General features: G+C 46.2%; 11 protein-coding genes and 2 tRNA genes. 7 read left to right on the top strand and 6 right to left on the bottom strand.

Annotated features, from left to right (window positions below):
* Positions 1-75 (top strand) — tRNA-Pro (locus tag AC1RR2_RS13230).
* 96 nt (positions 76-171) lie between these two features.
* Positions 172-248, top strand: a tRNA-Pro gene (locus AC1RR2_RS13225).
* A 72-nt stretch (positions 249-320) separates the two neighbouring features.
* Here AC1RR2_RS13225 and ribD read toward each other — a convergent pair.
* Positions 321-1,430 (bottom strand): bifunctional diaminohydroxyphosphoribosylaminopyrimidine deaminase/5-amino-6-(5-phosphoribosylamino)uracil reductase RibD, encoded by a 1,110-nt coding sequence (gene ribD, locus AC1RR2_RS13220; protein ID WP_493222728.1) that lies wholly within the window; start codon positions 1,428-1,430, stop codon positions 321-323.
* A gap of 11 nt (positions 1,431-1,441) precedes the next feature.
* Entirely contained in the window at positions 1,442-2,557 is a 1,116-nt protein-coding gene (apbC, locus tag AC1RR2_RS13215; RefSeq protein WP_493222727.1) for an iron-sulfur cluster carrier protein ApbC, read from the bottom strand.
* 264 nt (positions 2,558-2,821) lie between these two features.
* Between apbC and metG the strand changes: the two genes are divergently transcribed.
* The 3 genes from metG (at position 2,822) to AC1RR2_RS13200 (ending at position 7,376) form a co-directional block, all read left to right on the top strand.
* Complete coding sequence (metG, locus tag AC1RR2_RS13210) at positions 2,822-4,924, top strand: methionine--tRNA ligase (protein ID WP_493222726.1); 2,103 nt, start codon at positions 2,822-2,824, stop codon at positions 4,922-4,924.
* A gap of 24 nt (positions 4,925-4,948) precedes the next feature.
* On the top strand, positions 4,949-5,425 hold the full coding sequence (locus tag AC1RR2_RS13205; RefSeq protein WP_493222725.1) for a GNAT family N-acetyltransferase: 477 nt from the start codon (positions 4,949-4,951) through the stop codon (positions 5,423-5,425).
* 160 nt (positions 5,426-5,585) lie between these two features.
* Positions 5,586-7,376: an aminopeptidase P family protein gene (locus tag AC1RR2_RS13200; protein ID WP_493222724.1), complete on the top strand. Its 1,791-nt coding sequence runs from the start codon at positions 5,586-5,588 to the stop codon at positions 7,374-7,376.
* 72 nt (positions 7,377-7,448) lie between these two features.
* On the opposite strand, the gene AC1RR2_RS13195 is transcribed toward AC1RR2_RS13200, so the two are convergent.
* Positions 7,449-8,774 carry an ATP-binding protein gene (locus AC1RR2_RS13195; protein ID WP_493222723.1) on the bottom strand — a complete coding sequence of 442 codons (1,326 nt, stop codon included), beginning with the start codon at positions 8,772-8,774 and terminating at the stop codon, positions 7,449-7,451.
* A gap of 550 nt (positions 8,775-9,324) precedes the next feature.
* Between AC1RR2_RS13195 and AC1RR2_RS13190 the strand changes: the two genes are divergently transcribed.
* Positions 9,325-10,278 (top strand): MipA/OmpV family protein, encoded by a 954-nt coding sequence (locus AC1RR2_RS13190; RefSeq protein WP_493222722.1) that lies wholly within the window; start codon positions 9,325-9,327, stop codon positions 10,276-10,278.
* Between the two features lie 44 nt (positions 10,279-10,322).
* Positions 10,323-11,078 (top strand): hypothetical protein, encoded by a 756-nt coding sequence (locus AC1RR2_RS13185; RefSeq protein WP_493222721.1) that lies wholly within the window; start codon positions 10,323-10,325, stop codon positions 11,076-11,078.
* Between the two features lie 23 nt (positions 11,079-11,101).
* Here the strand turns inward: AC1RR2_RS13185 and AC1RR2_RS13180 are convergent, their stop codons facing one another.
* The 3 genes from AC1RR2_RS13180 to phoB form a co-directional block, all read right to left on the bottom strand.
* Complete coding sequence (locus tag AC1RR2_RS13180) at positions 11,102-11,800, bottom strand: response regulator (protein ID WP_493222720.1); 699 nt, start codon at positions 11,798-11,800, stop codon at positions 11,102-11,104.
* 241 nt (positions 11,801-12,041) lie between these two features.
* The gene (gene phoR / locus AC1RR2_RS13175) at positions 12,042-13,337 is read right to left on the bottom strand and encodes a phosphate regulon sensor histidine kinase PhoR (RefSeq protein ID WP_493222719.1); all 1,296 of its coding nucleotides are present in this window, start codon (positions 13,335-13,337) and stop codon (positions 12,042-12,044) included.
* A gap of 142 nt (positions 13,338-13,479) precedes the next feature.
* Positions 13,480-14,169 (bottom strand): phosphate regulon transcriptional regulator PhoB, encoded by a 690-nt coding sequence (gene phoB / locus AC1RR2_RS13170; protein ID WP_315487187.1) that lies wholly within the window; start codon positions 14,167-14,169, stop codon positions 13,480-13,482.
* Positions 14,170-14,199 lie beyond the last annotated feature (30 nt).

Here is a 14,199-nt window from a genome sequence, read left to right as displayed (position 1 = left end):
GAGTGTAGCGCAGCCCGGTAGCGCACCTGGTTTGGGACCAGGGGGTCCAAGGTTCGAATCCTTGTACTCCGACCAAATTTAAAGGATCGTTGAGAAATCGACGATCCTTTTTAGTTTCACAAAATATTCGCATAATTTAAATTTACGTATTTGAATTAGCTGAGCAGTTTTCGGAGTGTAGCGCAGCCCGGTAGCGCACCTGGTTTGGGACCAGGGGGTCCAAGGTTCGAATCCTTGTACTCCGACCAAAATAAGAAGCCTCGTTGAGAAATCAATGAGGCTTTTTTGTTTGGCGAATTAGTAAGAGTTCAGCGTGTAGATTAAGCAAAACGCGCCACCACTCTGATCGTGTTATCACTTAATTGTTTAACTTCATGCAAACTCAATTCTCGTGCTTGATTCAAATCCCGCAATTCCGGCAAAGCAAACATACCAGCACCTGAGCCTAATAATTTAGGTGCCAAATACAACAATAATTCATCAACACAATTGGCAGCGGTCAGAGCGCCACTCAATTTTGCACCGGCCTCAACATGCAAGTCATTGATTTGCTGCTCCCCCATTACTGACATCAGCGCAGCAAGATCCACTTGCGTTTGCGAGTTATCTTTAACAGGTAAATACAATAAACTTGCCCCCACCTGCCGCAAGCTTTCTTCGGCTTCAGGTTGATGACTGGCATGGACAATAGTCGCAGAAGCGCCTTGCAACAATTTGGCAGAAACGGGGGTTCGCAAATGAGAGTCAAGCACAAATTTATGCGGCTGACGCAAGACTTCTTGCTCAGACAAACGCACATTCATTTGCGGATCATCGGCTAAAACCGTTCCGATTCCCGTTAAAATCGCATCAGATTTAGCCCGCCAATGATGACCATCTACTCTCGCCTCAGTGCCGGTAATCCACTGACTCCGCCCATTCGGCAAGGCAGTATAGCCGTCCAGACTGGCTGCCATCTTTAGACGCACCCAAGGCCTGCCTGTCTCCATGCGTTTAAAGAAACCCAGATTCATTTCTCGCGCCTCATTTGCCAGCAAGCCGTGCGCCACCACTATCCCAGCCGCTTGCAACATAGAAAATCCACGACCTGCCACTTGCGGATTGGCATCTCCGATTGCAGCGACCACACGTGCTATGCCAGCTTCAATCAAGGCGTTCGCACATGGCGGTGTCCGCCCATAATGGCTACAGGGTTCAAGAGTCACGTAGGCTGTGGCACCGCGCGTGTCATTACCTAAGCTGACGGCATCACGCAATGCCATCACTTCAGCATGCGCTTGCCCAACGGCTTGTGTCCAGCCCTGCCCCAAAATCACATCATTTTTGACTATCACACAACCCACTTTGGGATTAGGCGAAGTCAGAATGTTAGCGCGAGAAGCAAGTTCCAGCGCCAGAAGCATGTAATGGAGATCTTTGCTCTGCATCATAGCTGGCCAGACTAGGTATTTTGCACCGTAATAGTCGGAAATTTACTGCTCATGTCTTTTGCTTTATCGGCGACTTTAATCGCTAGCTTGCGCGCAATCTGCTTATAAATTTGTGCGATTGGCCCATCAGGGTCAGCAACGACAGTAGGCTTACCCGAATCGGCTTGCTCACGAATTGCCATCGTCAAAGGCAGTCCACCTAAGAAATCAACGCCATATTCCGCACACATTTTCTCGCCTCCACCCGCGCCGAAGATGGCTTCTGCGTGACCGCAATTCGAGCAAACATGAGTACTCATGTTTTCAACAATACCCAGGATAGGAATACCGACTTTTTCAAACATTTTCAATCCCTTACGCGCATCAAGCAAGGCAATATCTTGCGGCGTGGTGACAATCACCGCTCCCGTCACAGGTACTTTTTGCGACAAAGTCAACTGGATATCACCCGTACCAGGCGGCATATCAACAATCAGGTAATCAAGATCACGCCAATTGGTTTGCTCCAGCAATTGCTGCAAAGCCTGAGTCACCATAGGTCCGCGCCACACCATAGGTGAGTCTGGATCTATCATGAAACCTATCGACGACACTTGCACGCCATAGTTTTGCAAAGGCTCCATGGTTTTACCATCCAAAGATTCTGGACGCGCCGAAATTCCCATCATCATAGGTTGCGAAGGGCCGTAAATGTCCGCATCTAAAAGGCCCACTGAGGCACCTTCCGCTGCTAAGGCTAAAGCCAGATTCACAGCCGTAGTAGATTTTCCCACCCCACCTTTACCGGATGCGACAGCGATAATGTTTTTTACATTCGGCATAATTTTGATACCGCGCTGTACCGCGTGTGCAACGATCTTCGTTGTGACATTGACTTGAAATTCCTTTAGTTCCAATTCTGTACGCCATTGCAGAGCACTCTTCACCAAATCGGCGATCAAGTTCAACTGACTTTTCGCTGGATATGCCAGTTCGATATCCATACTGGCGATCGCGCCATTGATCTGAATATTCTTAACTGACTTGGTTGAAATAAAGTCTTTTTGCGTGTTGGGATCGATGACTGTTGCTAAGACAGCTTTAATTTGTTCAATTTGTTCGGCAACCGTTAGATGTGCTGGTGACATGTGACTCTCCATTCAATTTCCGACAGTCTAACGTAATTTTTAAAGCTAACTGAAGATAGCCTTGCTGATTACCCGATAATTGCCGACTTTTTACCGGCCTTTATCCATCCCGGTCTTTTTCGCCAAGCAATGAAAAGAATACCGGTCAAAGTGCTCACATTGAGAGCGTAGTGCTACGCTGATTTCCAAGCTTTAGGCTCAGTTCGCTGTTAAAATATAGGTTTACCTATTAACCGCCACATTCAATTAAAGCAAGCATTCATTATGACCCGCCAGTTGTTCGTCACTACCGCCCTTCCTTACGCCAATGCGCCTTTCCACCTCGGTCACATCATGGAGTACATCCAAGCCGATATATGGGTACGTCATCAGCGAATGTCTGGCAATGACGTACATTTTGTGGGTGCGGACGATGCGCACGGTGCGCCGATTATGATTGCGGCAGAAAAAGCAGGCCTGACACCGCAAGAGTTTGTGGGGCAAATCGCGGCTGGACGTAAGCAATACTTAGATGGCTTTCATATTGAATTCGACAACTGGCACTCCACCGATGGCCCAGAAAATCACGAATTGTCACAAGACATCTATCGCAAATTAAAAGCAGCAGGTTTTATCACCAGCAAGACCATAGAACAGTTTTACGATCCGGTAAAAAACATGTTTTTGCCTGATCGCTATATCAAAGGCGAATGTCCTAAGTGCGGCGCCAAGGATCAGTATGGCGACTCTTGTGAAGTTTGTTCTGCCGTGTATGCGCCAACCGAAGTCAAGAATCCCTACTCTGTGCTGACTGGAGCAACACCAGTTATGAAATCCTCAGAGCATTTTTTCTTTAAACTATCTGACCCACAATGTGTAGAATTTTTACGCGGCTGGGCTTTGCAAGATAATCGTTTGCAATCCGAAGTTGCCAACAAATGTAAGGAATGGCTGGAAGGCGACGGCGGTTTAGGCGATTGGGATATCAGTCGTGATGCACCTTACTTTGGTATTGAGATTCCCGACCAACCAGGTAAATACTTCTATGTATGGCTAGATGCGCCGGTCGGTTATTTGGCATCTTTGAAAAATTACTTCGGCAAAATTGGACGTGATTTCGATGCCTTTATGGCGGATGCTAGCACCGAGCAAATCCATTTTATCGGCAAAGATATTACCTATTTCCATACTTTATTTTGGCCGGCAATGTTGAAATTTGCAGGCTACAAGACACCTGACAATGTGTATGCGCACGGTTTCGTCACCGTCTCTGGCGAAAAAATGTCAAAGTCGCGCGGTACTGGCATTTCCCCTCTGCGCTATCTGGAAATCGGCATGAATCCGGAATGGCTGCGTTACTACTTCGCTGCCAAGCTCAATGCCAAAGTGGAAGATCTGGATATGAATCCCGATGATTTCGTGGCACGTGTAAATTCAGATTTAATCGGTAAATACATCAACATCGCGAGTCGTGCGGCAGGTTTTATTACTAAACGTTTTGATGGCGTAGTCAATACCGCGTGGGCAAGCGACGACGATGCTTTTATACAAAATTTACGCAAAGTTTCAGGCGACATTCAGGCATTGTATGAAGCGCGCGAATTCGGCAAAGCCTTACGCGCCATCATGGAGCAGGCCGACATCATTAATGCTTATGTCGATGCGAACAAACCGTGGGAACTGGCAAAGCAGCCAGAAAATGATGCCAAACTGCAGGAAGTTTGTAGTCGCTTATTAGAAGCTTTCCGTATTTTGACCATATTCTTAAAACCTGTTTTGCCACATTTAGCAAGTCAGGTAGAAGCACAATTGAATATCGCGCCTGTAAATTGGGCCAGCGTTGCAACAGCAATTCCAGATCAACATAAGATCAACCCCTATGTGCATTTGATGCAGCGTGTTGATCCTAAGATTTTTGATCAATTATTTGATGCGCCGGTGGCACCTGCAAACGAAGTCGTAAAAACATCGACTGAATCCCATACCCTCCCTAGCACTCCCCTTGAAGGTGAGGGAGTGGCCAGTGGCGCGATTGAAGAATTAGCACCTGAAATTAAAATCGATGATTTCGCCAAGATCGATTTGCGTATCGCCAAGATTGTAAATTGTGAGCACGTTGAAGGTTCAGACAAATTGTTGCGTTTAACTTTAGATGTCGGCGAAGGCAAAACACGCAACGTCTTTTCCGGCATCAAATCGGCTTATCAGCCTGAGCAATTAATCGGCAAATTCACTGTCATGGTCGCTAACCTGGCGCCACGTAAGATGAAATTTGGACTGTCTGAAGGCATGGTGTTAGCAGCATCGGCCGCCGACGAAAAAGCAAATCCAGGTTTGTATATTTTAGAAGCTTGGCCAGGTGCTGAGCCGGGTATGCGCGTACGTTAAACTAGCAAATTATTCATCACAAACATGGACGTTGTCATTCGTGAAGCCAATGTAGAAGATGCGCCTTTGTTGGCGCACCTGACACGTAATTGTTGGGCAGGTAAAGTTGCATCGGCGTCTTCAGGGCACCAGGAATCGAGCGAAAAAGTAGAACAAGAACTACTGCAAGGTGGTGGTTTTGTATTACTAGTCAACGACGAGCCCGCAGGCTCAGTAAGATGGTTGCCGATAGATGAAGATGGCACAACTTGGGAAATGCGTCGCATGGGAATCTTGCCTGCATTTCGCGGCGAAGCGCTATCGCAGCACTTACTCGAAGCCGTAATTCACCATGCTCAGACGTCGGGCGTAGAAGAATTGCGTTTGGGTGTACGCACCGATCAACCACGACTGGTCGATCTCTATGCGGCTTATGAATTTGAATTGGCTCCCGAGTTAGAATACGTACATGCCAATCCGAATGAACCGACACCCCATGTAATGCGTCGTTTTTTACGCTGAACTTTTGTGACTATTCGGTCTCATGAATAAGAATAAAAACCAAGCCTTCAGCGCAGAGGAAAGCGAATGCTTTACTAATTCGTTAAAAACTGCCTGCTTAGCCTTCGTCCGTCCGAGAAATAATCGAGCTACGCCTAAATCCATTGAAGAGACTCAAAAAATGACCACCACTATCCCACAGCGTCTGGCTCAATTGCGTAGCGCGATGACAACGCATGGCTATGACGCCTATCTGATTCCATCCGCCGATCCGCACTTATCCGAATACTTGCCAACGAGATGGCAAGGGCGCGAAGTATTTTCTGGTTTTACTGGTTCCGTGGCGACTTTGATCGTGACGCAAGATTTCGCCGGCTTATGGGTCGATAGCCGTTATTGGTCGCAAGCTGAGATTGAATTAGCAGGTAGTGGAATCTCCATGATGAAAATTCAGTCGGCCGCAGCATCCGCACACATAGACTGGCTGGCTCAACATTTAACTGCAAAAGCGGTGCTGGGCGTTGATGGCAACATCCTAAGCCTCGCGAGTGCTCGCGCATTGCAATCTGCACTTGCCGCTAAAGACATCGTATTAAAAACTGACCTTGATTTGCTAGATGTTGTCTGGACTGATAGACCAGAATTACCAAGTGCGACGGTGTATGAACACACGCTTCCATTCGCGACAGTTAGCCGCGCTCAAAAACTTGCTGCAATCCGCGAACAGATGCGTGCCAATGCAACGAACTGGCATTTTGTTTCTACGGTTGATGATATCGCATGGATCTTCAACTTGCGTGGCGCCGATGTTAACTACAACCCGGTTTTGGTCTCGCATGCCTTGATCGGTTTGGAGAGTGCGACTTTGTTTGTGCCAATGAGCAAAGTACCGCAAGAACTTGTTGCACGCTTGAAGCATGACGGCGTGGCGCTGCAACCGTATGAAAATGCGAAACAAGGATTACAAACATTACCTACTACCGACAGCTTGTTGATCGATCCGCGTCGTATTACTTTTGGTTTTCAACAAGCGATTCCTTCCTCTGTCAAAGTGGTTGAAGCGCTCAATCCTTCGGTCTACGCAAAATCGCGTAAAACGCCTGAGGAAGCCCAGTTTGTGCGGGAGGCGATGGAACAAGATGGCGCTGCTTTGTGTGAATTCTTCGCTTGGTATGAACAAGTGCAAAATAAAGAAGCGATCACGGAATTGACGATAGATGAAAAAATCTGCGCAGCACGTGCACGTCAGCCACATTTTATTTCACCGAGTTTCGGCACGATTGCAGGCTTCAACGGAAATGGCGCGATGCCGCATTATCGCGCCACCCCACAGTCGCACGCGAGCATTCAAGGCAATGGATTATTGTTGATAGACTCGGGCGGACAATACTTAAACGGCACCACGGATATTACACGCGTCGTGCCTGTAGGCACACCGACTACTGAACAAAAGCGCGATTTCACCCTGGTTTTGAAAGGCATGATTGCCTTGTCGCGTATGAAGTTCCCATATGGCACCTATTCCACCGTATTAGACGCGATAGCCCGTGCACCGATTTGGGCCGAAGGCATTAACTATGGTCACGGTACTGGCCACGGTGTTGGTTATTTTCTGAATGTACATGAAGGCCCGCAATCCATTTCAGGTGCTATCCCGAATAGCGATATGGTGATGGAAGTCGGCATGATCACCTCGAATGAACCTGGCATTTATCGCCCGGGCAAATGGGGTGTTCGTATCGAAAACTTGCTACTATGCGTGCCTGCTGAGAGCACAGAATTTGGCGACTATTTGAAATTTGAAACCTTAACGCTGTGCCCGATTGATACTCGCTGTCTAGAACTTTCTATCATGCGCGACGACGAATTGGCTTGGCTTAATGATTATCATCAAATGGTTTTACAACGCTTGTCACCTCGTGTGCGAGGCGATGCATTGAACTGGTTACAGCAACACACTATGCCAGTATAAAAATAAATTAGCCTATACGTATCTGCGTAATTTTGTATTCAGATACGTATTCACTTGCTTCTTCGTATCGACTCAATTCCCCATCGGCAAACTAATTTCAAACTTGGCGCCACCTAACTTCGATTCACGAATACTGATGCGACCTCCATGCAAGATTACAATTTGTCGCACAATAGATAAACCTAATCCAAAGCCGCCAGTGGCACGATCTCGGCTACGATCCAGACGATAAAAAGCTTCAAATATTTTTTCTCGTTCTGATTCGGGAATCCCAGCGCCGTCATCCTCAACACTAATCAGCCAGTGTTCCCCTTGCACTTTCATACACCAGATGATTTTTTTATCTGCATACTTGTAGGCGTTCTTTAAAAGATTTTGTATCGCACGCGACAGCAAACGCTGATCCGCAAAATATTGCTTATCTTGATTCTGAATTTCCACCTGCAAATCAAGTTCTTCAGGTTTCGGCGGTAAGTGTTGTAAGCAGTTTTGAACAAACTCGTCGACTAGCACCACGTCTTTTTGCAATTGTCCTTGCGCGTCAAGTTTGGCCATATTCAAGAGCTCAGACACGAGACTATTTAGTTCGCTCAGGTCAGCTTGCATGGCGATGATTCTTTGATTCTGCTTGCCGTCTGCATCCAATGAAATCAAGCTGTCTTGCAAAATCTCCAAAGCGAACTCCAAGCGGGCAATAGGGGTGCGCAATTCATGAGAAACCGAATGCAGTAACTGCTGCTGCGAACTTAGTAAGGTCTCAATCCGGTTCGCCATCTGGTTGATTTGCTGCGCCAAGGGATAAATACTGGCACGCGCTGGTGTACTGGCACGCGCTGTCAATCGACCCGCACCAAAATCTTCCGTCACTTTTGCCAGAGCCTGAATGTCGCGCCAATGGGCGCGCGACCAAAACCCAATCGGGATCAACAATACAAAAGCAACGATGATATAACGAACGATTTCCAATTTGATATTGAACCAGTAGTCGATAGGCAATTCCTGCACTTGCAAGACATCGTCTTCGCTCCCTATATAACGTTCGCCATTCAAATCCACCCTTCGATAAAGTGCGCTATTCGCCGCGTCCATCACGATCTTGCCGGCGGAGAGTTGCTGGCGCTGACTCTGAGTGAGCTTTTCTAAGGCTTGATTCAAAGGGATTAATTCGAACTTCACTTGCGATACTTCACGCACTTTGTTCAAACGCGCCAACCATCCATCGCTAGCTGCCTTGTCTATGTATTGCTCGATCAAGAAAATCTGTGGTGCGGCCTGACGTAAAGCACTTTGTTCAATTGGATTACCGAAAATCCAGGTCACGACTGCATAGACCAACGCGGTTGCAACCGCGATAGAAAGCAAAACGGGACCGAGAAATCGTAGAAATAGGCGATTCATCAGTATGTCACCGTTTTTTTCTGCTTTGCCATACCCACGTTTGATCTTGAATTTGCGACACGATAGAAGTCTCCTTGCTGCCTATTTTATAAGATAGTTAGAGATGAGGGCATAAAATTGATGTGCTTTTGGCTTCCACACTTAATTCATTTGCCTGTTCAACTAAGCTTCTGTACAAATTGAGGACAAATTTGCTTCACTTTGAGGAGGAATCCAAGCCCTGATTTCACTAAGATTCGGTATCAGTTGTGCTAATACGCTACCGGCTTAACCTCATAACAAACTGTAGATCGACGATTACCCAGAACAAAAACCCAAGAAAATAGAATGCGCCAACTATCTACAAACTCGAGCACGGCTAGCATCTTAGCGACCAGACTCGCCGTAATTGAAATTCCGCGTAGCGAAGTTGCAGCAGAACTGCAAAGTATTCTCGTTTAACTGTAGTTTTTTTATTTCTACAAACTCTTAACTATTCCTCGATTGTAAAATGGCGAACTATGTAAGGCTTTACAAGCAAACGGCATTTAAGCAATCGAGAGAATCAATAATGAAGAAACTGTTTACCTTTTTCCTGGCTAGTCTGGTTTTTAGCAACATTAGCCAGGCTCAGACACCGGCGCAGAATCTGATGCCTGATGGTAGCCATGATATGTATCTCGGCTTAGGGGTAATGTCACGTCCAGTTTACGAAGGTGCCGCCCACACTAAAGCTCACTTCATACCTGTCATGCAAATGCAATGGAGTAATGGCGTTTTTCTTGCTGGTATGAGCGCTGGCTGGCATTTATCAAATCAACCCAAACATGAATTTGGACCGATTATTAGCCTGGAACCAAATCGCACTTCATCTGGCATATCGGATAGTATTCAAACACCTAATTCTTTTCCCAGCGATCTGGGCGGAGACCTTTCAGATACCGCCGCACTAAAAATGTTTGGCAATAAATTGGCAGGCTTAGAAAAAATCCCTACGCGTTTACTTTACGGTGGCTTTTACAACTACCAGATCACTAGCAATCTAAGACAAACGAATACCCTATTTTTAGGTGCCGGCAATAATCAACGAGGCATACGTTTGAAAAGCGATTTGCGATACCAATTCAAAAACCTACCAGCACATCACCAATTTTCGCTCGGCATGGGCGTGGCGATAGTCAATCGTGCCTATGCCCAAAGTTATTTTGGGGTAAATAAGAGCCAGACAACACTCGACACCGTCACCTTCACCAGTACGATCTGGGATGCCCAAACAAATGAAATGATTAGCGTCGACACTATCTCTAGAGCCTACGTCTTGGATGGCACGAATAAAGGTTTTTATCCACGCGCCGGAATCAAAGACATACACGCAGACATTTTTTGGAATTGGAGCCTGAGCTCTTCATGGCTAGTTACCTCCAAAGTTAGTCTTAGTCAAATAGTCGGAAGCAGTCGTATGAGCCCATTAGTAGAACGCAAGACCAATATGACAGTGTCTAGTGCCATCGCCTATCGTTTCTGATCGATAAATATTATCTCTATTTTAATTTTTAAACCTAAATCAACGTGAATCTTCGTAACGCCCTCATTGCTGTCTTCATACTGTCTAGCGTACAGATTGCTGTAGCGCAATCGGCTGACGATGGCTTGCGTGCGCGTGATGCGGATTGGATGAGTTATCGCGATGCGTACAAAACGATGCTGTGGTTTGAAAAATATGGCAAAGCAAAAAATCTGATTCAGTTACAACTGCAAGTCCTGCCCAAAGACAAAAATATACCTATCGACAGTTTGCGCGTCCATATTCTCGGCAAAACTACGCATCTCGATTTGCCACTAGATCCGCTAGGCCGCACGACTTTGCCTTTATTGAAAGCCGCTTATGACGATAACGCAGAACTCGTTGTGAATCAAAAAAATGGACAAACCGCTTTTTATTTTCGAACTAGCATCAATTTACGCACTGATGGCATTTACGAAATTGCTGATCTACGCGCTGCGTGCGAACAAACACTAGCGTATCAATCCTATGTCGATAGCGGAGCTAATCGGGGAAAGCGCTGCGTAGGAGTACGATTTGTATTTGCAAAGAAAGACAATGCGGCACAGGTAGAATTTAAGTATCTGACTCAAAACTCAACACTGCCCAGCTTAGATAACAGCGCGGCTTGGAACGACACCGCTGCGATTTTCAAAACCACTAATGTTATTTTTGGTGCTGCTACTAATACAGCGGCTCATAAGCAATCATCGCCACAAATTGAAAAAGGGCAGATACACACACGTACCAGCCCTTTGGCGATTCTTGCCTTAATCGAATAAGCCGGGTTATTTCCCGGCTTGCACTATTCCCATGCTGACGGTGAAAACAAATACCCTTCACCCCACACCGTCTTTATTTTTTCGGAATTTTGATCGTCAAAACGACGACGTAAGCGCGAGATCAGATTATCGATACTGCGATCTAAACCATCGAATTCGATACCACGCATTTTCTTCAAAATATCGTCGCGTGATAGCACCTTACCCGGAGCTTCAACCAAGACCATCAAGAGCTTAAATTCCGTATTTGATAAGTCAATAACCTGCTGCTTCCATTGCACAACACGGTCGCTACGAGAAATATGTAATGCACCAAACTGCAGGGCATCTTGATCCACGGTATTGCTTACCGCTTCACGATCAGGAATACGTCGTACCAGGGCGCGCAAGCGCGCTAACAGGATGCGCGGCTGTACCGGCTTACTCACAAAGTCATCGGCGCCCTGCTCCAGAGCAGACACTTCATCATAGGAATCTTCGCGCGCAGTTAAAATCAGAATGGGGACCCTGCTAAGCTCGCGAATTTGTCTGGAAACGACCATCCCATCCATACCTGGCAACATTAAATCTAACACCACCACGTCCGGCGAACTCGCTTTAAAATGCGCCAAAGCCAAATCACCGCGCGTAACCAGATCGACAGAAAATTCATAGGCTTGCAAATACTCTGTCACCAACGCCGCTAAGCGCTCATCATCTTCCACCAACATTACTCGAAACATAGCCATTCTCCTTGCCCGTGATTGTATAAGGGCTAGATTCTGACTTCAATCAATTCCGTGAGTAAATTCGGGCAAATCAAGGCAGATTGCAATTTTACTTAAATTTAGGCCTGATTTAAGAGACAAAGTAGGAACTTTATAGACACTTTAAAGACATATTGGTGACAGCTTTGGCGTGGCGCCAAGTCACCTTCATTCAAGTTATATTTCCGTTCGTTTGCACATCAGAACGAAAAGAATGCTATTGAGCTGCAATAACTGATTTAGGAAACTGTACGCAAAATTTACTCCCCTCACCTAAATTCGATTCGATCAGTAATTGCGCATCGTGACGTATCAAGACATGTTTCACGATTGCTAGACCGAGCCCTGTGCCTTGCGTTTCTCGTGAACGACTTTTATCGACACGATAAAAGCGTTCGGTCAGACGCGAAATATGTTCTTGATTGATCCCTATCCCATTGTCTTGGACGATTAATTTAGGCCCCTGCGATACGGTTTTCCAGATCATTTTAATCTCGCCATGTTCCGGCGTATAACGCACGGCATTGGTGACCAGATTGCTGATAGCACTACGAATCTCATCACTGCTACCCATGATGTCAGGGCCATCAAACTCCAAAGTAATTTGATGTTTACCTGCAGAAAGCGCTTGCGCTTCTTGCAAAATATGGCGCAGCATCATGTCCATGTCGATGCGCTCTGAGCGCACCTGAAACTCGGTGGACTCCAAGCGACTCAAGGTCAACATATCTTCAACCAGACGCTGCATGCGTTCGCCCTGCTCTACCATTAATTTGACGTGTGAAGAGCGTATCGATACTTCCAAATCCGGTTGCATGGATGCGATCTCTAAGAAACCATTAATCACGGTTAAAGGCGTACGTAATTCGTGCGAAGCATTTGCAATAAAATCGCGACGCATCATATCGATGCGTTCTGATTCAGTAATATCATGCGTGACCAAAATTTGACGTCGATTTTCAAAGGGGATCACGTGAACGATCAGTTTTCTGTCGCGTACCGATAGTACTAAAGGTGTGTCATAGCGCCCCAAAATAATGTAATCAATAAACTCAGGCGCACGTACCAGATTCGTCACACGCATGCCCTTATCACGTTTCAAATCCAAACCGAGATCGCGCTCAGCAATCGGATTGCACCACTCCAAGAACATCACATCATCCATGATCACCACGCCGTCCGGCAATAAAGTCATCGCCTGACGAAAGCGAGCCAGCCATTCTGCTAATTCCGTTTGATTTTTTTCGTCACCGCGACGCAATTTATACAGACGGGAAAATATTTCCGTCCAGGCACCCCAGCCATCGGGTAAACGCGCACTGTTTGGGTTGTCCAACCAATCAGACAAATTGAGTAAATACTGCAACTGAACCACGATCAGGGTAAGCATACCGAGCAAAGCCAAGATCAGCCCTGTGATAGTGCCAAAAAAATAGCCGCAAGTCGCTGCAGCGCCGAGCACGATCGCGATACGTAATGCGGCAGAAATCCAAAAAACCAAATGTGGGTGCATTGTCAACTTGAGTGTGAGTAAAAGTGATGGTATCGAATAGGGAAGAAGTACGCTATGAAGCTACTATAGGGGATGCATCTATAGATCGAAGCAAATGAGGCTGAAATTCCTGATTTACCTCGATTGATAGAGCAAAGTATTACTATTTTTCTGAAAGCATGTAACCAACACTACGTATGGTTTTAATCAAGCCTTCGGCCTCTTTCAAGACTTTTCGCAAACGCAGCACATGTACATCAACCGTGCGCTCTTCAATCACAACATGATCGCCCCAGACTTTATCGAGCAACTGGCTGCGTGAAAAAACGCGCTCAGGATGCGCCATAAAGAATTTCAACAACTTATATTCTGCATGACCGATATCGATTTTCTTATCATCAATGCGCACTGTGCAGCTCACAGGATCGAGATGAACTTTACCAATTTCCAAGCTAGTTTGCGCATGTTCGGGACTCTTACGGCGCAGCATCGCTTTGATACGAGCCGTCAGCTCACGTGGAGAAAATGGCTTCGTAATATAGTCATCCGCACCGTGATCCAGTCCAGAAATTTTGTCTTCCTCCATACTTTTGGCGGTGAGCATAATCACTGGCATTTCATTAAAATTCCGGTCGGAACGAATCCTCGACAAAAGTCTTAAACCACTTTGATCCGGCAGCATCCAATCCAATAAAATCAATTGCGGTGTACGATGCTGCAAAAAATCCCAAGCTTGCGCTGTGTTACCGACTGCCACGGTATTCCATCCTGCTGCACGCAAAGTAAAACTGACTAATTCACTAATGGCAGGTTCATCTTCTACTATCAATATCGTTGTTTTATCAGCTGACATTATTTTTAATTTCTTTACGATTATTCTTGC

This window comes from Undibacterium sp. GW821-FHT11H02 (assembly GCF_058808015.1).
The sequence above is the reverse complement of the archived record's forward strand: the minus strand, read 5'-3'. Positions and strand labels throughout refer to the sequence as shown.